The sequence below is a fragment of the Pseudomonas sp. MWU12-2020 genome (assembly GCF_023100605.1).
Lineage (GTDB): Bacteria > Pseudomonadota > Gammaproteobacteria > Pseudomonadales > Pseudomonadaceae > Aquipseudomonas > Aquipseudomonas fluorescens_H.
Map to the genome: position 1 here is coordinate 742,098 of NZ_JALMEX010000001.1, position 18,098 is coordinate 760,195.

Consider the following 18,098-nt stretch of genomic DNA (forward strand, 5'->3'; position numbering starts at 1 on the left):
CGGTGAACCGAACACGAAAGCCTCCTTTGTTCGGAAACCCGGCCATGTCATTCGCCGCATCATTGGCCAATCCATAAAATCTTGATGTAAATCATGAAGTTAAACATTTTTCTAAAGCAAAGTAGCGCTGGTACAGATCCTGCTCCCTAGCCTGCACCCCGGGCATTCAGATCGGCTCGGGGCGCATCTAGATGAACCTGCATCAGCACCGTCTCACTACTAGAGAGAAAAATAATGAAATCTGCTTTCAACACCTTGGTTCCGGGCGCTTTGGCCCTCCTCCTGCTCCTGCCAACTGCCCTTCAGGCAAAAGAAGTCGAAACCCAGACCAAACTCGCCAACGTCGTGGTGCTTGCCACGGGCGGCACCATTGCCGGTGCCGGCGCCAGCGCAGCCAACAGCGCCACCTATCAGGCGGCCAAGGTCGGCATTGAACAACTGATCGCCGGTATCCCTGAACTGAACAAACTGGCGAACGTGCGTGGCGAACAAGTCATGCAGATCGCTTCGGAAAGCATCACCAATGACAACCTGCTGCAACTGGGTCGCCGCGTATCCGAACTGGCCGACAGCAAAGACGTCGATGGCATCGTCATCACCCACGGCACCGATACCCTGGAAGAAACCGCCTACTTCCTGAACCTGGTGGAAAAAACCGACAAGCCGATCATCGTGGTCGGCTCGATGCGTCCGGGTACCGCCATGTCGGCGGACGGCATGCTCAACCTGTACAACGCCGTCGCCGTCGCCAGCAGCAAAGATGCGCGCGGCAAAGGCGTGCTGGTGACCATGAACGATGAGATCCAGTCCGGTCGCGACGTGAGCAAGATGATCAACATCAAGACCGAGGCGTTCAAAAGCCCTTGGGGTCCGCTGGGCATGGTGGTCGAAGGCAAATCCTACTGGTTCCGCTTGCCAGCCAAGCGCCACACCATGGATTCGGAATTCGACATCAAAAACATCAAGAGCCTGCCTGACGTAGAAATCGCCTACTCCTACGGCAACGTCGACGACACCGCCTACAAGGCTCTGGCCCAGGCCGGCGCCAAAGCCATCATCCACGCCGGTACCGGCAATGGCTCGGTGTCCTCCCGCGTTGTGCCATCCCTGCAAGCCCTGCGTAAAGATGGCGTGCAGATCATCCGTTCTTCCCACGTCAACGCCGGCGGTTTCGTCCTGCGCAACGCCGAACAGCCTGACGACAAGTACGACTGGGTGGTCGCTCACGACCTGAACCCGCAAAAAGCCCGCATCCTGGCCATGGTCGCCCTGACCAAAACCAACGACAGCAAAGAGCTGCAACGGATGTTCTGGGAATACTGATTGGCCTTCGCCTGACCCTTTCCGGGTCGGGCAACCTGCTTACCACTCGCCCGCACGGCGGGTGGTGCTGCCGCCTACGCTGAGCGCGAATTTTTCGTACAAAATAATCGACCCGACCTACACCAAAAGCGGAAAAGCGCTGTCAGAGGATTTTCTTGAATTTTAAGCAGTTGCGAAAATACTTACAGTTAAATACTGTATGCACGTACAGCTTAATAAGGATAACCTCGTGGCCACCTCTCCTGATGCTCCTGACGCTTACGAACGCATGGGCATGCGCGTTCAGAAAATCATCAATTCCCCTACCGCACAAAAAGCCAAAGCCGCACTGATCTTCCGTCTGCCGGACGAGCCTGTGGATGCATGGGAGCAACTGCTCGAGGAAATCGACGAGAACGACAACGTCACACTCGCCTATCGCGACGATGGCGGCGTGCAGATTTTTTGGGTTGTGCCGAAGGAAGATTGATTCAATGAGTGTCCGCTGTTTTGCTTTGCTGCTGCTGTTCATCGCTTTTGGCGCCCAGGCTGGCGCGCCCCGCACTTTTACCGAGGCCAAGAAGGTCGCCTGGAAACTGTATGCACCGCAGTCCACCGAGTTTTACTGCGGGTGCAAGTACACCGGCAACAAGGTGGACTTGAAGGCTTGCGGCTACGTACCACGTAAAAACGCCAAGCGCGCTTCGCGCATTGAATGGGAGCACATTGTTCCGGCGTGGGAATTCGGTCACCAGCGCCAATGCTGGCAGTCGGGCGGACGCAAGAACTGCACCCGCTATGACCCGAGCTATCAGAAAGCCGAAGCCGATCTGCACAACCTGGTGCCGAGTATTGGTGAGGTCAACGGTGATCGCAGCAACTTCAGTTATGGCTGGCTGCCGGTGCAATCCGGACAGTACGGATCGTGCCTGACCCAGGTCGACTTCAAGGCCAAGAAGGTCATGCCTCGCCCGTCGATTCGCGGCATGATCGCTCGCACCTATTTCTACATGAGCAAGCAATACGGCTTGCGCCTGTCAAAACAGGATCGCCAGCTGTATGAGGCGTGGGACAAGACCTACCCGGTGCAGGATTGGGAGCGCCAGCGCAACCAGAGCGTGGCGTGTGTGATGGGACGCGGCAATGAATTCGTCGGCCCGGTAAACCTGAAAGCCTGCGGCTGATCCTTCAGTCCAAAAGAAAAGGCCTCGAACGTGGTGTTCGAGGCCTTTTTGGCTTTTAGCTGCCAGCTTTGTTGTAGCGCCAGTAGCCCATCAGATTGAGTGACTCGCGCGGGATACCGCATTCCTTGATCAGGTATTTACGCAGGCGCATGACGGCAGCGCTTTCTCCGGCAATCCAGCCATAGAATCCTGCAGGGGCGGTGTTGGCGATCTCCCAAAGAATGTTTTCGTCGATATCGACCTCGGCCAGTTCAGCGACCTGCCCAAGTGATTGGCCCTCTGTTGGCCGGACCCTGTGCATCACCGCTTCCACCATCAGCGCTCCAGCCACTGTTGCTGGCGCCTGATCGCGAACCAGCCACTGCACTGTCAGCCCGGGCCAATCCGGCACCGAGAGCATGTCTTGCGCACTGTCCACCTCAAAGAACGCCTGAGTCCGGGGCGGCTCGTACATGGCAGCCAGCTCTTCGAGAACCCCCATCGCAGCCGGCAATGCCGTGGCATCAGCCACCAGCAAAACCTCCTTGAGCACCTGCGGCGGTTTCCATTCGAATCCTCCGGCGTCCTGTGCCGAAAACTCGCTGTCGGGAGCAAGAATCTGCAAAGACGCTCCCGGCTGCGCATGCAGCGCCCAGCGCGAAGCGGGGCCGGTCTCGCCATGCAGGACAAAATCGATGTCGACCTCACCCTGTTCGGCGCGCAAATGACGGATGGTGTAAGTGCGCATTGCTGGTCGACGACTCGCGAGCATCGAGCGAAAACGGGCGTACCAGCCCTCTTCCTGCGCAAGATTCGCGGGCGTTCCGTCTTCGGCGGGGAAAAACAGTTTGATCCGCTGATCAGGCGCCCAGGTGGCCATACCACTGATTGAGGGGTCGGTCAGCGTGATCCGCATCAGGTGCGGACTCAAGAGGGTCTTGCGATGCAGAACTGCATTGAAGAGTGTGTAGGGAGCGGCGGAGGCCATGCGGAGCTCCTTCGAGAAATCGTGATTGACTCGTATAAGACGAGTCACCTGCGATGTCCTTTAGGCCGCTCCGCTGAATCTGCTGCTTACGGCGCGAGCGGATGCTCCACGATGACCGACTCGACATTCTGCTTCTTGGCTTTCACCAATGCTGCATCCACTTCTACCTTGCGAGCTTGCGCCTCGGCCTGGGAGTTGAACGGACCGATCAGGATCCGTGTCTTGCCGCTGCTGTCCTTGATCACGGTCGGCACGAATGCATGCTCGATCAACCAGCCACTCAGATCGCTGACAGCCTGGGGCGTTTCGCCGCGTACTTCGAGGTCCCACTGCGGAGCAGATGCCGTAGCAGGCGCGGCCGCGACTGTCGTTTTCGGCTTCTGCACATCTACACTCTTGCCTTCACCACACCCTGCCAATGCCAGTGCCGCGACCATCCAGACCAATTTGCGCACAACGCTTTCCTCGAAAATCACAAAGCGCCGATCTTAACATTCATAAATACTTCGCGAGGCCCGCAAAATGGGCACAAAACAACGAGATTGATGATTGCAGCCTCTGTATAGTTACGCCCTGGGAATTAATGCCACATCTGCGCGTCAGAAAGAGGCACCCAAACCGTGAAACTTCGCACTAATCTATACGTACCACCGACCTCTGCACTGTCTGAATCAGGTGCCCTACAAAGCAATCAAGGAGAAGACCATGCTGATACTCACCCGCAAAGTCGGTGAAAGCATAAACATTGGTGATGACATCACCATCACCATCCTCGGCGTAAGCGGTCAGCAAGTCCGTATCGGCATCAACGCCCCGAAAAACGTTGCCGTGCACCGTGAAGAGATCTATCAGCGCATTCAGGCTGGCCTGACCGCCCCGGACAAGCCACAAACGCCTTGAGCCACCCCGCAGTCAGTAGCCAGTTCGTTTGCCTCTGCGTAATGACTGGCTAAAAATTCACGCGCCGTATTGCCATCCGCTTCCCAGTCCACTCACTGGGCACGGCGCCTGACACATGCCCTTCCTCTCCGCTTCATTCGCTCCCTTCCCTCTCCCCAGCAGCGCGATACTACCTGCGACTGCCAAGCTTGGCTGTCAGACATTTCCGAGAGAACACAGAGAATTGCTCCCTGCTAGCCGAACGTCACGCCGCGTGCCATGCCGGTGGCTGCAATCACCATCAATACCAACAGCAGCGCCTCGATGTGACTGAACCGTGCATACAGCTTTGCACGCCCGGTATCGAACGCCTTGCCCCGTGCCAACGCGATCCGCCACTTGACCAGCGTGATCATCGGCGCCAGCTCAATCAGCAGAATCAGTACGAACAACGCCATCTTCAAATGAAACAACGGCTGATGCAGATAGTAGTCAGTGCCCTTTTCAAAGCCGCCGAAGGCGCGCATGCCCCCGGTCACCAGCAGAACCAGCGCGGCAATCCCCCACAGATTATCGGCGAGCAAAACACGCCTGGCCTCGCCGACACCCGCCGCCATGCGACTGAACGCCGTACCACGAGTCAATACCGCCCAGAAGCCCAAGGCAAAAGCCAATAGATGAATTGCGGCAAGAAACCAGTGAGCCAGCATCGACGAACTCCTTTGAGAAAGCCCTGGAAACGCCAGTCAGTAGTAGTCGAAAAATCGAGGCTTCGCCCATGCGCGATCGTGGATCGCGGGAGGCTTCGCGCGAAAGCTGGGGGAAACAGAGGCAGGGAATGCCAAATCGCAGGCAAAAAAAATCCCAAGCAGCTGATGGAAGCTTGGGATTTAAAAATGCATAAACCGTGGTGGTGAACGCGGGGCAGATGTTACTGAAGTTCACGAACAGCAACAACATTTTTTTGATAACCGGTCGGTTAAAAATACCGGTAAACCCTTCAATATCCACACTTTTTCGACGGATCCAAAAAAAGAACAGAACGCCATATCAGCAGGTCGTGTTATTTCGAAACACGCTAAGCGCTCAAGGTAACGGGAGACGAGAAGTGATCGACGAGCCCGGTTGAGCAGGCTTTGGCAAATCGCAGACAACAAAAAAGGGCCCACCTTTCGGTGAGCCCTTCTAGACCGCCCAGCAGAGCGGATTTTGTTTGGTAGGCGCGATTGGACTCGAACCAACGACCCCCACCATGTCAAGGTGGTGCTCTAACCAACTGAGCTACGTGCCTGCTGTGAGGCAGCATTCTACGGAATTCCGGAGGGGTGTCAACACCTTTTTTTCACCTAACCCTATGAATATGCAAAATATTTAATTTCGGGCCGGTAGAGGAGATTTTTCCGGTGGCTGGCGGAGGTTTTTCAACTCGGGTAGGATCGACGCACTCGTAAAGTATATTAAACAGAGGCTGCAGGATGGCGAACACCCCTTACCCAGAGTCTTATTACGCTGCGTCGGCCAATGCCGTACCGCCACGTCCGGCCTTGCAGGATGATGTGGAGACGGATGTCTGTGTGATCGGCGCCGGGTACACCGGGCTGTCCTCGGCGTTGTTTCTGCTGGAGAACGGTTTTCGCGTGACGGTATTGGAAGCAGCCAAGGTCGGCTTCGGCGCGTCGGGGCGTAATGGCGGGCAGATCGTCAACAGTTATAGCCGCGACATCGACGTCATCGAACGCACTGTCGGCCCCAAGCAGGCGCAACTGCTCGGGCAGATGGCCTTCGAGGGGGGCCGGATCATTCGTGAGCGCGTCGCCAAGTACAACATCCAGTGCGACCTGAAGGATGGCGGCGTGTTCGCCGCGCTGACGGCCAAGCAGATGGGCCATCTGGAATCGCAGAAACGCCTGTGGGAGCGCTTCGGCCATACCCAACTGGAATTGCTCGACCAGCGCCGCATTCGCGAAGTGGTCGCCTGCGATCAATATGTCGGCGGCATGCTCGACATGAGCGGCGGCCACATTCATCCGCTGAACCTGGCCCTCGGCGAAGCCGCTGCGGTCGAGTCACTCGGCGGCACGATCTATGAGCAATCGCCAGCCGTGCGCATCGAGCGCGGCGCCAACCCCGTGGTGCACACGCCGCAAGGCAAGGTCAGGGCCAAGTTCATCATCGTTGCCGGCAACGCCTACCTCGGGAATCTGGTGCCGGAACTGGCGGCGAAATCCATGCCGTGCGGCACCCAGGTGATCACCACCGAACCGCTGGGCGATGAATTGGCGAAAACCCTGCTGCCGCAGGACTACTGCGTCGAAGACTGCAACTATCTGCTCGACTACTACCGCCTGACGGGCGACAAGCGCCTGATCTTCGGCGGCGGTGTCGTTTATGGCGCGCGGGATCCAGCGAACATCGAAGCGATCATCCGCCCGAAAATGCTCAAGGCATTCCCGCAACTCAAGGACGTGAAGATCGATTACGCCTGGACCGGCAATTTCCTGCTGACCCTGTCGCGTCTGCCGCAGGTTGGGCGCCTTGGCGACAACATCTACTACTCGCAAGGCTGCAGCGGCCATGGTGTGACGTACACGCATCTGGCCGGCAAAGTGCTGGCCGAGGCGTTGCGCGGACAGGCCGAGCGTTTTGATGCATTTGCCGATCTGCCGCATTACCCGTTCCCGGGCGGGCAGTTGCTGCGTACGCCGTTTGCGGCGCTGGGTGCGTGGTATTACGGATTGCGTGACAAGCTGGGTTTCTGATCAGTTTTCTTGACTGGCAAACAACTGTGGCGAGGGAGCTTGCTCCCGCCGGGTCGCGAAGCGGCCCCTCTTTTATCTAGAAAGAAGGCCTGCTACGCAGTCCAGCGGGAGCAAGCTCCCTCGCCACAAATATTTGCAGAATTCAGATCAGAGCTGATCCCGAGCAATCCCGCTACGAATCCGCAAGATATCGGCCAGCACCGCCAAGGCGATTTCCGCCGGCGTCTTGCTGCCCAGGTTAAGGCCGATCGGCGCATGAATCCGCGCCAGTTCTACCTCCCCCAGCCCCCCAATCCTGCGCAAGCGCTCGAAGCGTTTCTGCGAAGTCTGCTGCGATCCCATCACGCCGATGTAAAACGCCTCGGTGCGCACCGCTTCCATCATCGCCAGATCGTCGATGCGCGGATCATGGGTCAGCGCCACCACCGCGGTATCGCGATGACAACCGCCGTCAGCGATGAACACCGACGGCAGTTGCCGACGAATCTCCACGCCATTCAGTACCACGCCTTCGAGTACTTCATCACGCGGATCGCAGAGAATCACTTCGAAGCCTAGACCCACCGCGAACTCGGCACAGGCCTGCGCCACGCTGGAGTAACCCGCCAGCAACAAGCGCTGAGCGGCACCCACGCGAATCCGCACCCGATCGATCTCGCGCTCGATGCGCGCGCCCTGCTCGCGATCCGCGAACAGACTGCGCGCACCGCTGGCCAGATCGACTTCGCGAATCAAACGGCGCTGACCGAGCAACGCTGATTCAAGCTCACGCAGATGCGCCTGCACCTCGCAGTCGGCGTCAAATTTCTCTACCAGTACGTCGAGAATGCCGCCACAGGGCAGGCTGACCCGCGAGCGCGGATCATCCCCTTCACCGTAACGCACCACGTTGACCGCATCGAGAAACGCGCCCTCAGCCACGCGCTCGAGAAAATCTTCCTCGACGCAGCCACCGGACAGCGACCCGATCCACTGGCCGGTTTCGTTCACCGCCAGCAGCGAACCCGGCGCACGCGGCGCCGAGCCATAGGTGGTCAGCACGGTGCAAAGCCAAATGCGCTGCCCCGCCACCGACCACTCCAGTGCCCGCCGCACAACCTGTAGATCGAGATGCTGCATGTCAGTGCGCCTTGTGCTCGACGGCCGGAGCGTCAGCCTGCAGTTTCTGCACGTCGCTCACCGCCAACGCTGCCGATTGACCGCCCCAGCCTTGCCGCAGGTAGTTCAGCAGATCGGTCAGCTGTTCAGCGCTGAGCTTGTCGGCGAAACCCGGCATCGGTTGCATGTGTTCGAACCCGGCGAATTTCTGCTCGCCGATGCCGTCCTCGATCACCCGCACCAGGTTGCGCGGATCTTCCAGACGCAGCGTGGTGTTGCCGCGCATGGCCACGGCGATGTGCGGTTTGCCTTCGCCACCGGCAGCATGACAACCTGCGCAGACGTTCAAATATTCCTGACGGCCGCGCTGGGCGCTCGGGCTGAGTTTGTCCAGCGACACTTCAGCCAGCTCTTTGGCTACTGGTGGTTTGTCGCCGAGCAGGAACGTCGCCATCGCCGCCAGATCCTGATCGTTCAGGCCCTGGGTGCTGTTATGAAACACTGGGAACATCTCGTTGAACATCGTGCCCTGGGCGCTCATGCCGTGCTTGAGGAACGTGCTCAGGTCCTGCTGATTCCAGCCGCGCGCCGCCAGATCGGCGGCGAGCAGGCTCGGTGCCAGATAACCGTTGAGGATGCCGCCGGTCAGGCGCTTGTCCAATTGCATCGCACCCGGCAGGCCGCGTGGCGTGTGGCATTCGCCGCAGTGGCCGAGCACCTCGACCATGTACTGACCGCGCTTCCAGGCTTCGCTTTTGCCTTCGCCCGACTCGAGTTTCAAGGCCTTGCCATACATCATGTTCCAGCCGATCAGGCCCGGACGCACGTTGAACGGAAAACTCAGGCTGGTGACCGGCGCGGCGCGCTCGATCGGCTCGATGGTTTTCAAGTACGCGTGGATTGCATCCGAGTCTTCCCGAGGCACCAGGTGATACGAGGTGTAGGGCATCGCCGGATACAGATTCGCCCCGTCGCGACGCTTGCCTTCGGTCAGCGCAGCGAAGAATTCGTCATCGCTGTACAGACCGATGCCGTGCTCTTTGCTCGGGGTGATGTTGGTGCCGTAGATCGTGCCGAACGGCGAGACGATCGGCAGCCCGCCGGCAAACGGCGCGCCACCGGGTGCGGTATGGCACGCCATGCAGTCGGCAGCGCGAGCGAGGTATTCGCCGCGCTTGACCTGATCATCAGCGTGAGCAAACAACACCGGTGCAGCCAGCCCGACCGCCAGGGTCAGGCGGGTCAATAGATACTTCATGCTCAACCCTCCTTGACCAGGCCGAGATCGGTCAGCACGTTGCGCGTGGCGTTGTAGTAACGCACGTACCCGGTGCAACGGCAGATGTGGTGGCCGAGGCTGTCCTCGATGACTTTTTCCAGTTGGCTTTTAACGATCGGCTGGCGCTGCAGCTTCTCTACCAGCACCGTCGCGGCGTTGACGAAGCCCGGCGCGCAGTAGCTGCACTGGAAGGCGAATTCGTCGACGAAGCGCTGCTGGATCGGGTTCAGCTCGGTGACCTGACCACTCTCATCACGCTTGGCGTGACTTTCGATGGTGCGGACTTTCTTGCCTTCGAAGTAATGCGCGCCAGTGATGCAGGTGCGCACTTCTTCACTGGTGCCGTCCGGGTTGTCGACGATCACCACGCAGGCGTGGCAGATGCCCTGGCCGCAGCCCAGGCGCGAACCGGTGAGATTCTTGTATTCGTGCAGATAGTCGATCATCGGCAGGTCATCAGGGATGTCCACCGGGCCGACGGATTGACCATTGAGGGTCAGTTGAAGCGGACGGTTAGCCATTGAGGGCCTCCTTGATGCGCGCAGCAGTGATTGGCAGATCGCGAACACGTTTACCGATGGCGTGCGCCACGGCGTTACCGATGGCACCGACCACCGGGATCATCACCACTTCGGCGATGCCTTTGGACGGATCGCTTGGCGACAGCGGCGGCAGAATCTCCGCAGTCTGCTTCCACACCGCCACGTGACGGGCCATCGGCAGGCGATAACGGTTGAAGTTCCAGTCACCCTCCCCCGGCCCGCCTTCGTACAGCGGCATCTCTTCCATCAGCGCGTGACCAATGCCCATGGCGATCCCGCCTTCGAGCTGGCCCTTGACCAGTTCTTCGACCAGCACCCGACCGCACTCGACCCACGAATGGTGGTTGAGCACTTCGACTTCCGCCGAGCCTTTGTTGACCTTGAGCTCTACCAGCGTCGCCACCGGGCTGTAGTAAGTCACAGCAGCGTTGTTCAACTGGACCACCGGGTAGTTGATGTTCTGACGATCCAGCAGGTGGAAACCCGCTGTGCTCATCAGCACTTTCTTCGCCTTCGGCGCGCCATCACCGTACTTCACTGCCAGACCGTCGAGCGGCAGACGCTCGCGCACGCCGTCGATGCTGTATTCGGCCTCGGCCCAGCTCCAGCGGTTGAATGCGTGAACGGTGGCACCGGTCACCAGACCACGCTCGTGAGCATGCTTGGCCAGCTCTTCGAAGCTCAATGGCTGCATACCGTTGGCAGTGAGTTTGCCGTCGACCCAATGCGCATCTTCACGACGCACGACATAAGGGTTGGCTTGACCGCCGTAAGGCCCTTGGCGCCAGATCTCCATGGCCGCCGGCCACAAACCGTTGTTGAACAGCACGCGCGCCGCTTCACGGGTGGCGTGGCTGAAATAGTAAGCCGAGTTGGTCGCGGACGAAGCCGAGGCCAGCTTGCCGACCCAGCGCGGGTTGCGCAGCAGGTTGTCCTGCTCGGCCTGACTCATGATGTAAGGGTTGCCGCTGGTGATCAGCTGCATTTCCTTCCATTCGGTTTCGCCGGTCTTGACGTCGTGTGCCGGGCTACCAAGGAAGTCGGCAACAACCAGCGCTTGCGAAGTGGACATGCCAGTGCCGATTTCGATACCGATGTGACGCAGGGTGATGCGCCCCTCGGCGGTGAACTCGATACTGGCCATCGGCGCTTCGGAGCCAGTGCCGAAGTCTTTCTGGCAAATCGCGAAACCCACGCCGTACCAGTTGTCCGGGTCGGCGGCTTCGCGCTGTTTCTTGATCGCGTCGCGGTTTTTCCAGACTTCGTGCACCGAGGCCTTGTCGAGAATCTCGTGCAGGCGCAGAGCACCGGCCGGAATCGCGCCCTGGGTGTTTTTCATGCCCGAACGCAGGGCGTTCTTGCGACGCAGATCAATCGCGTCAACACCGAGGCGATTGGCGATTTCGTCGACCATCATTTCGGTCGAGGCCATGCTTTGCAGTGTGCCGTAACCGCGCATCGAACCCGCTTCAACACCACGCGAGTGGTAAGCGGTGACCTGCAGATCGTTCTGCGGCATGTAGTAGATCGACTGGGCTGCCGTGGCACCCACTGCCGCTACTGAAGGGCTGTAGTTGATTCGGCCGCCACCGTCGACGCTCATCTCGGCACGGAAAATCTTGAAGCTGTAGTCGTTCTTGTCCACCGCCAGTTGGTAGCGGATGTCGAACGGGTGGCGCTTGATGCCGCTCTGGAACTGCTCGTAGCGGTCATTGGCCAGACGGATCGGCACACCAGCGCCATACAGCGCAGCGAGGGCCGCGTAGTAGACGAAGATGTTGTGGTCTTTGGAACCGTAGCCCACGGTGTAGCCCGGGTGCATGTTCAGGTTCGCCAGGCCGAAGCGCGATGGCGCGATCATTTTCGCGGTTTCGGTCGCGGCTTCCAGCGGGCACTGAGTGGCGACCACGAAGTGCAGGGTCTTGGTTTTCGGGTCGTACCAACCGTTGCCGTTGTCTGGCTCCATGGCGGCCGGTTCGATCGACGGGGTCTTGTAACGTTCGTCGAACACCAGCCAGTTGTCCGGTGGCGTGTCGATCTGCTGCTTCATGCGATCGGCGTAGAACAGGCCGCGCTCGGTCAGGTTGCCGTGCAGGTTCGGCTGGGAATTCCATACCGGGCGCCGGTTCTTCAGCATCGGGAACAGGATCGAGTCCTTGAGGCTGGCGAACTCGTCTTCGTCGGCCGAGGTCGGGCCGCCCACACGCACGTAGCGGAAGCTGCCATAGGGGTCGCCTTCGTAGTACGGCACTTGTGCACCGTAACGAATCGCCTTGTCATTGAATTTGAGTTTGTTCTTGGCCTGGCGGAAACGCTCGAAATCGTTCCAGATCAGGATCGCCACCGGGTGACCGATGAACATCGGCACTTTGCCTTCCGGCAGCAATGGGTCCGGCGCGTGCTCTTCCGGGAAGACGATGCCGTCCTTGTCCAGATCGGCAGCGGTGACGATGCGGTCAGGTTGCAAGTCGGCACCAAGCCACGACAGGTCGTAGCCGGCGTAGATACGGTCAGCCTTGATGGTTTTCAGCAGCATGGCGTGGCCTTGCTGTTCAGGCCAGCCCGGCATGTCCTTGGAGCGAATGTCGCGGGCAAACACTTTGCTGCCGCAGACCTTGGACAAGGCGTCGTTACGTTGGCGTGCCTTGCCGTTGTGGCCGAGCCACTTTTCGGACGGCACGGTTACGCTGTTTTCCATCAAGGCAGCCAGCGCCTGACTGCTGAGCGGCGTGAGCGTGACGCTCACACCCGCCACCAGCCCGCCCTGGAGGAACGAGCGCCGGGATATATCACGGTTGGACATGGATCATCCTCTGGGCGGTTATGTGTCCGCCCTTCTGGTTATCTACTGGGAATCTCGAGTCTTGCAGAAGCCCTTCTTGGCTAAACAAAGGGCGTGTTGACAGTGCAAAGCTGACCGAAAGGTTAACTTTAAAGGTTTCTGAGCGTCCGGCAAACAACCAGTTACAAAAATTTGACTAAAGAATCAAAAAATCAATGCGACGTGGCACCGCAGCAGATCGCTGAACATATCGACACCCCTTGTGGGAGCGAGCCTGCTCGCGAAAGCGTTCTTCCAGCCAATACTGATTTTGAACGTGCCGACGCCTTCGCGAGCAGGCTCGCTCCCACAGGGATTTGCGCTGGACTGAGGAGGGAGGAAGAGAGGAAAGCCAAATTTCAGACACAAAAAACCCCGGTCTTTCGACCAGGGTCTTTGCTATCGATTCCGAAACAACCAACGGTTGCTTTCGGTGTTTCAAGGCGTTCAGTGGTCCTTGAAACAGATATGGCGCAGCGGACGGGACTCGAACCCGCGACCCCCGGCGTGACAGGCCGGTATTCTAACCGACTGAACTACCGCTGCGTATCGCTTTGAGCTTGCGCTCAAGTAACTCGTTTTGACTGAAAGCTTCGGTGCTTTTCAATCGCGAACCAGACAATGCCTGACTCGTAAAATATGGCGCAGCGGACGGGACTCGAACCCGCGACCCCCGGCGTGACAGGCCGGTATTCTAACCGACTGAACTACCGCTGCGCGTCGGTGGAGGCACTTTCAGCCTACCTCTTGCTTGCGCAAGTTTCTCGGGGAGTGGTGGGTGATGACGGGATCGAACCGCCGACATTCTGCTTGTAAGGCAGACGCTCTCCCAGCTGAGCTAATCACCCGTTTGCATCTCCGAGGCCGCGAAATTTACGCAGGTAGCGAACCTAAGTCAATAGCAGGATTGAAGTTTTTCTGAAAAAGACAAAATTGCTTCCCACCTGCGAGACCGCCTTCGCGAGCAAGCCCGCTCCCACAGGGAAATGCATTCCTCATGTGGGAGCGAGCTTGCTCGCGAAGACGGCAGCCCATTTGACGCAAATTCAGGAGAAGAACGCGATCTACTCGGTGTAAATCATCTTCTTGGTCATGCCACCATCAACGACGAATTCCTGCCCGGTGACAAACCCGGCATTGCGCGACAACAGCCACGCCACCATCGCCGCCACATCCTCGACCGTCCCTACCCTGCCCGCCGGATGCTGCGCATGATCGGCATCGGCCAGCGGCTCGGCGCGTCGTGCGGATGGATCCCGTGCATCGATCCAGCCTGGGCTGACCGCATTGACGCGAATCTCCGGCCCGAGGCTGATCGCCAACGCGTGCGTCAGCGCCAACAAGCCGCCCTTGCTCGCCGCATACGCCTCAGAGTCAGCCTCCGACTGCCGCGCCCGGGTCGAGGCCAGATTGACGATCGAGCCGTTATGCGCGCGCAGATACGGCGCACAATGTTTGGCCAGCAACATCGGCCCACTGAGATTCACCGCCAGCACCCGGTTCCAGTAAGCCAGATCAAGACTTTCCAGCGTGATGTTGTGCGGATCAGCCACCGCCGCGTTGCACACCAACGCATCGAGACGACCAAACTGCCCAAGCACTTCGGCGACACCCAGCGCGACCTGGCTCTCATCCGCCACGTCCATGGCGATGAACCAGGCATTCTCGCCCAGCACCTTCGCCACTTTCGAACCGCGCACACGATCCAGATCGGTCAACACCACTTGCCAGCCTTCGCTGATCAGCCAGGCAGCAATACCCAGACCGATGCCACGCGCGGCACCGGTGACCAGCGCCACGCGGCCATGGGTGCCCGCCTTCGGAGTAGACAATTCGATCACAACGCCGCCAGACCGCGCGACAGGTCGGCCTGCAGGTCCGCCACGTCCTCCAGACCGACCGCGATGCGGATCAGGCTGTCACGAATCCCTGCGGCTTCACGCTCCTGTGGCGCCAGACGGCCGTGGGAAGTGGTGCTCGGGTGAGTGATGGTGGTTTTGCTGTCACCGAGGTTGGCGGTGATCGAGATCAAGCGAGTGGCGTCGATAAAGCGCCACGCGCCCTCTTTGCCGCCCTTGACCTCGAAACTCACCACCGCACCGAAGCCCTTCTGCTGACGCTGGGCCAGCTCATGCTGCGGATGGCTCTTGAGACCGGCGTAATGAACCTTCTCGATACCGTCCTGCTGCTCCAGCCATTCGGCCAGTTGCTGGGCGTTGGCGCAGTGCGCTTTCATCCGCAGATTCAGGGTTTCCAGGCCCTTGAGGAAGATCCAGGCGTTGAACGGGCTCAGTGTCGGCCCAGCGGTGCGCAGGAAGCCGACAACTTCTTTCATCTGCTCGCTGCGACCAGCCACCACACCGCCCATGCAACGGCCCTGACCGTCGATGAACTTGGTCGCCGAGTGCACGACGATGTCCGCGCCGAGTTTCAGCGGCTGCTGCAAGGCAGGCGTGCAGAAGCAGTTGTCGACCACCAGCATCGCGCCTTTGGCGTGAGCGATTTCCGCCAGCGCGGTGATGTCGACCAGCTCGGCCAGCGGGTTGGACGGCGACTCGACGAACAGCAGCTTGGTGTTCGGCTTGATCGCCGCATCCCAACCCGACAGGTCGGCCAGCGGCACGTAGTCGACTTGCACACCGAAACGCTTGAAGTACTTCTCGAACAGGCTGATGGTCGAACCGAACACGCTGCGCGACACCAGGACGTGATCACCGGCGCTGCACAGGCTCATCACAACAGCCATGATCGCGGCCATGCCCGTGGCGGTGGCGACCGCTTGTTCGGCGCCTTCCAGCGCGGCGATGCGCTCTTCGAACGCGCGCACGGTCGGGTTGGTGTAGCGCGAGTAAACGTTGCCCGGCACTTCCCCGGCAAACCGCGCAGCCGCGTCGGCAGCGGTACGGAACACGTAGCTGGAAGTGAAGAACATCGGATCACCGTGTTCGCCTTCCGGCGTACGGTGCTGACCGGCACGTACGGCCAGGGTATCGAACGCTACGCCTTCGAGGTCGCTGTCCAGCCGACCGGCATCCCATTCCTGACTCATGCTGTCACTCCTTGCTCTGTTCTGAATAAATGAAAGTCTTTTGCCAGATACAAAACCGGCCCCTCAGGGCCGGTAGAAACTCAGTTGTTGTAGAGATCGATGATCGCACTGACCGCCTGGGTCTTGACCTTCGAGGCATCGTTGCGTGCCTGCTCGATCTTGTCCAGGTAAGCCTCGTCGACGTCGCCGGTGACGTACTTGCCGTCGAACACTGCGCAATCGAAGTTTTCGATCTTGATCTTGCCGCCACCGACCGCTTCGATCAAGTCAGGCAGGTCCTGATAGATCAGCCAGTCAGCGCCGATCAGATCCGCCACGTCCTGAGTCGAACGATTGTGCGCGATCAGTTCGTGAGCGCTCGGCATGTCGATGCCGTAAACGTTCGGGAAGCGTACGGCAGGAGCCGCGGAGCAGAAGTAGACGTTTTTCGCGCCGGCTTCGCGAGCCATCTGGATGATCTGCTTGCAGGTGGTGCCGCGTACGATCGAGTCGTCGACCAGCATCACGTTCTTGCCGCGGAATTCCAGCTCGATCGCGTTGAGCTTCTGGCGAACCGACTTCTTGCGCGCCGCCTGGCCCGGCATGATGAAGGTCCGGCCGATGTAACGGTTCTTGACGAAGCCTTCGCGGAATTTCACGCCCAGGTGGTTCGCCAGTTCCAGCGCGGCGGTGCGGCTGGTGTCCGGGATCGGGATGACCACGTCGATGTCGTGCTCTGGACGCTCGCGCAGGATCTTCTCGGCGAGTTTCTCGCCCATGCGCAGACGCGCCTTGTACACCGACACACCGTCGATGATCGAATCCGGACGCGCCAGGTAGACGTGCTCGAAGATGCACGGGGTCAGGGACGGGTTGGTCGCACACTGACGAGTGTGCAGCTTGCCGTCTTCAGTGATGTAGACCGCTTCGCCCGGGGCCAGGTCGCGAATCAGAGTGAAACCGAGCACGTCCAGCGAAACGCTTTCGGAAGCGATCATGTACTCGACGCCTTCGTCGGTGTGACGCTGGCCGAACACGATCGGACGAATGCCGTGCGGGTCACGGAAACCGACGATGCCGTAACCGGTGATCATCGCCACCACCGCGTAACCGCCGACGCAACGATTGTGCACGTCGGTCACAGCGGCAAATACATCTTCTTCGGTCGGCTGCAGCTTGCCGCGCTGGGCCAGCTCGTGAGCGAACACGTTCAACAATACTTCCGAGTCGGAACTGGTGTTGACGTGACGCAGGTCGGATTCGTAGATTTCCTTGGCCAACTGTTCAACGTTGGTCAGGTTGCCGTTGTGCGCCAGGGTAATGCCGTAAGGCGAGTTGACGTAAAACGGCTGCGCTTCGGCCGAGGTCGAGCTGCCAGCGGTCGGGTAACGGACGTGGCCGATACCCATGTGGCCGACCAGGCGCTGCATGTGACGCTGCTGAAACACGTCACGCACCAGGCCATTGTCCTTGCGCAGGAATAACCGGCCATCATGGCTGGTCACGATACCGGCAGCGTCCTGGCCGCGGTGCTGGAGCACGGTTAGCGCGTCATACAGCGCCTGATTGACGTTCGACTTACCGACGATACCGACGATGCCACACATGCGACGCAACCCCTACTTAATGGATCTGAACTGAACAACACTCACTGAGGCGTTTTGGCCGACGGCAAGAGTTGCTCCTTGAACGGAATATCAGCGGGTACGCTGATTCCGCTGGCAAGCCACTGACTGCTCCACCCGAGAATCAGGTTTTTGGACCAATCGGCGACCAATAGAAACTTTGGCACGAGCTGTGACTCTTTCCACCACCCGTCCTGCTGTACCGGCCCCAGGCTCAACAGCCCGACTGCCACGACCACCAGCAACACGCCACGCGCCGCGCCGAAGGCCATGCCCAGGAATCGGTCGGTGCCGGACAACCCGGTCACGCGCACCAACTCGCCGATAAGATAATTGATCATTGCGCCCACGATCAGTGTGGCGACAAACATGATGGCACAGCCCGCGATCACGCGAGCCGATGGGGTTTCGATGTATCCGGCGAGGTACTCGGACAGTGAGCCACCGAACATCCAGGCAACAGCTCCTGCGATGATCCAGGTCACCAGCGATAATGCTTCCTTGACGAAGCCGCGGCTCAAACTGATCAAAGCGGAGATGGCGATGATTGCAACAATCGCCCAGTCAACCATGGTAAATGGCACAGTGCAGCCTACAGACGGATAAGGCGGCGC

Annotated in this window: 16 protein-coding genes and 4 tRNA genes; 5 read left to right on the forward strand and 15 right to left on the reverse strand. The window is 59.4% G+C overall.

From position 1 onward, the window contains the following. Window positions 1-234: 234 nt before the first annotated feature. The 3 genes from M0814_RS03540 (at window position 235) to M0814_RS03550 (ending at window position 2,486) form a co-directional block, all read left to right on the forward strand. Window positions 235-1,323, forward strand: a complete 1,089-nt coding sequence (locus tag M0814_RS03540; RefSeq protein WP_003226392.1) for an asparaginase — start codon at window positions 235-237, stop codon at window positions 1,321-1,323. A 199-nt stretch (window positions 1,324-1,522) separates the two neighbouring features. After that, window positions 1,523-1,792 carry a DUF1654 domain-containing protein gene (locus M0814_RS03545; RefSeq protein WP_177434755.1) on the forward strand — a complete coding sequence of 90 codons (270 nt, stop codon included), beginning with the start codon at window positions 1,523-1,525 and terminating at the stop codon, window positions 1,790-1,792. A gap of 4 nt (window positions 1,793-1,796) precedes the next feature. Continuing rightward, the gene (locus tag M0814_RS03550; protein ID WP_064588319.1) at window positions 1,797-2,486 is read left to right on the forward strand and encodes an endonuclease I family protein; all 690 of its coding nucleotides are present in this window, start codon (window positions 1,797-1,799) and stop codon (window positions 2,484-2,486) included. 55 nt (window positions 2,487-2,541) lie between these two features. Here M0814_RS03550 and M0814_RS03555 read toward each other — a convergent pair whose 3' ends face one another. Next, on the reverse strand, window positions 2,542-3,453 hold the full coding sequence (locus M0814_RS03555; RefSeq protein WP_103483620.1) for a siderophore-interacting protein: 912 nt from the start codon (window positions 3,451-3,453) through the stop codon (window positions 2,542-2,544). A gap of 86 nt (window positions 3,454-3,539) precedes the next feature. After that, window positions 3,540-3,908: an SPOR domain-containing protein gene (locus M0814_RS03560; protein ID WP_003226400.1), complete on the reverse strand. Its 369-nt coding sequence runs from the start codon at window positions 3,906-3,908 to the stop codon at window positions 3,540-3,542. Between the two features lie 250 nt (window positions 3,909-4,158). On the opposite strand from M0814_RS03560, the gene csrA reads away from it, so the two are divergent. Beyond that, window positions 4,159-4,353, forward strand: a complete 195-nt coding sequence (csrA, locus tag M0814_RS03565; RefSeq protein WP_003179932.1) for a carbon storage regulator CsrA — start codon at window positions 4,159-4,161, stop codon at window positions 4,351-4,353. A 233-nt stretch (window positions 4,354-4,586) separates the two neighbouring features. Here the strand turns inward: csrA and M0814_RS03570 are convergent, their stop codons facing one another. Both M0814_RS03570 and M0814_RS03575 read right to left on the reverse strand, forming a co-directional pair. Continuing rightward, window positions 4,587-5,042 (reverse strand): DUF2214 family protein, encoded by a 456-nt coding sequence (locus tag M0814_RS03570; protein ID WP_103483621.1) that lies wholly within the window; start codon window positions 5,040-5,042, stop codon window positions 4,587-4,589. A gap of 504 nt (window positions 5,043-5,546) precedes the next feature. Continuing rightward, window positions 5,547-5,623, reverse strand: a tRNA-Val gene (locus M0814_RS03575). A 184-nt stretch (window positions 5,624-5,807) separates the two neighbouring features. Between M0814_RS03575 and M0814_RS03580 the strand changes: the two genes are divergently transcribed. Then, window positions 5,808-7,091, forward strand: coding sequence for an FAD-binding oxidoreductase (locus tag M0814_RS03580; protein WP_103483622.1), 1,284 nt, complete (start codon window positions 5,808-5,810; stop codon window positions 7,089-7,091). A gap of 147 nt (window positions 7,092-7,238) precedes the next feature. On the opposite strand, the gene M0814_RS03585 is transcribed toward M0814_RS03580, so the two are convergent. The 11 genes from M0814_RS03585 to M0814_RS03635 all read right to left on the reverse strand — a co-directional run bounded on the left by M0814_RS03585 (window position 7,239) and on the right by M0814_RS03635 (window position 18,068). Further along, a complete protein-coding gene (locus M0814_RS03585; protein ID WP_103483623.1) occupies window positions 7,239-8,210 on the reverse strand; it encodes an XdhC family protein in 972 nt (323 codons plus the stop codon). Window position 8,211: 1 nt separating this feature from the next. Continuing rightward, window positions 8,212-9,447, reverse strand: a complete 1,236-nt coding sequence (locus tag M0814_RS03590; RefSeq protein ID WP_103483624.1) for a cytochrome c — start codon at window positions 9,445-9,447, stop codon at window positions 8,212-8,214. A 2-nt stretch (window positions 9,448-9,449) separates the two neighbouring features. Then, entirely contained in the window at window positions 9,450-9,989 is a 540-nt protein-coding gene (locus M0814_RS03595; protein WP_003226408.1) for a (2Fe-2S)-binding protein, read from the reverse strand. Next, on the reverse strand, window positions 9,982-12,813 hold the full coding sequence (locus M0814_RS03600) for a xanthine dehydrogenase family protein molybdopterin-binding subunit (RefSeq protein WP_103483625.1): 2,832 nt from the start codon (window positions 12,811-12,813) through the stop codon (window positions 9,982-9,984). Before M0814_RS03600 ends, M0814_RS03595 begins: the two co-directional genes overlap by 8 nt. Window positions 12,814-13,300: 487 nt before the next feature. Next, a tRNA-Asp gene (locus tag M0814_RS03605) sits at window positions 13,301-13,377 on the reverse strand. A gap of 94 nt (window positions 13,378-13,471) precedes the next feature. Further along, window positions 13,472-13,548: transfer RNA gene (locus M0814_RS03610), tRNA-Asp, on the reverse strand. A 55-nt stretch (window positions 13,549-13,603) separates the two neighbouring features. Further along, window positions 13,604-13,679, reverse strand: a tRNA-Val gene (locus tag M0814_RS03615). 216 nt (window positions 13,680-13,895) lie between these two features. Continuing rightward, window positions 13,896-14,672: an SDR family oxidoreductase gene (locus tag M0814_RS03620; protein ID WP_003226413.1), complete on the reverse strand. Its 777-nt coding sequence runs from the start codon at window positions 14,670-14,672 to the stop codon at window positions 13,896-13,898. Further along, window positions 14,669-15,880: an O-succinylhomoserine sulfhydrylase gene (locus tag M0814_RS03625; RefSeq protein ID WP_103484392.1), complete on the reverse strand. Its 1,212-nt coding sequence runs from the start codon at window positions 15,878-15,880 to the stop codon at window positions 14,669-14,671. Before M0814_RS03625 ends, M0814_RS03620 begins: the two co-directional genes overlap by 4 nt. Window positions 15,881-15,960: 80 nt before the next feature. Further along, window positions 15,961-17,466, reverse strand: a complete 1,506-nt coding sequence (gene purF, locus M0814_RS03630) for an amidophosphoribosyltransferase (protein WP_003226416.1) — start codon at window positions 17,464-17,466, stop codon at window positions 15,961-15,963. Between the two features lie 41 nt (window positions 17,467-17,507). After that, complete coding sequence (locus M0814_RS03635; RefSeq protein ID WP_045122548.1) at window positions 17,508-18,068, reverse strand: CvpA family protein; 561 nt, start codon at window positions 18,066-18,068, stop codon at window positions 17,508-17,510. Between the last annotated feature and the right edge of the window lie 30 nt (window positions 18,069-18,098).

Bases quoted from the DNA above. Each gene is read 5' to 3' on its own strand.
- M0814_RS03600 (WP_103483625.1), bottom strand. From the start codon at position 12,813: ATGTCCAACCGTGATATATCCCGGCGCTCGTTCCTCCAGGGCGGGCTG.
- M0814_RS03570 (WP_103483621.1), bottom strand. From the start codon at position 5,042: ATGCTGGCTCACTGGTTTCTTGCCGCAATTCATCTATTGGCTTTTGCC.
- M0814_RS03585 (WP_103483623.1), bottom strand. From the start codon at position 8,210: ATGCAGCATCTCGATCTACAGGTTGTGCGGCGGGCACTGGAGTGGTCG.
- csrA (WP_003179932.1), top strand. From the start codon at position 4,159: ATGCTGATACTCACCCGCAAAGTCGGTGAAAGCATAAACATTGGTGAT.
- M0814_RS03590 (WP_103483624.1), bottom strand. From the start codon at position 9,447: ATGAAGTATCTATTGACCCGCCTGACCCTGGCGGTCGGGCTGGCTGCA.
- M0814_RS03555 (WP_103483620.1), bottom strand. From the start codon at position 3,453: ATGGCCTCCGCCGCTCCCTACACACTCTTCAATGCAGTTCTGCATCGC.
- M0814_RS03625 (WP_103484392.1), bottom strand. From the start codon at position 15,880: ATGAGTCAGGAATGGGATGCCGGTCGGCTGGACAGCGACCTCGAAGGC.
- M0814_RS03545 (WP_177434755.1), top strand. From the start codon at position 1,523: ATGCACGTACAGCTTAATAAGGATAACCTCGTGGCCACCTCTCCTGAT.
- M0814_RS03580 (WP_103483622.1), top strand. From the start codon at position 5,808: ATGGCGAACACCCCTTACCCAGAGTCTTATTACGCTGCGTCGGCCAAT.
- M0814_RS03550 (WP_064588319.1), top strand. From the start codon at position 1,797: ATGAGTGTCCGCTGTTTTGCTTTGCTGCTGCTGTTCATCGCTTTTGGC.
- M0814_RS03540 (WP_003226392.1), top strand. From the start codon at position 235: ATGAAATCTGCTTTCAACACCTTGGTTCCGGGCGCTTTGGCCCTCCTC.
- M0814_RS03595 (WP_003226408.1), bottom strand. From the start codon at position 9,989: ATGGCTAACCGTCCGCTTCAACTGACCCTCAATGGTCAATCCGTCGGC.
- purF (WP_003226416.1), bottom strand. From the start codon at position 17,466: ATGTGTGGCATCGTCGGTATCGTCGGTAAGTCGAACGTCAATCAGGCG.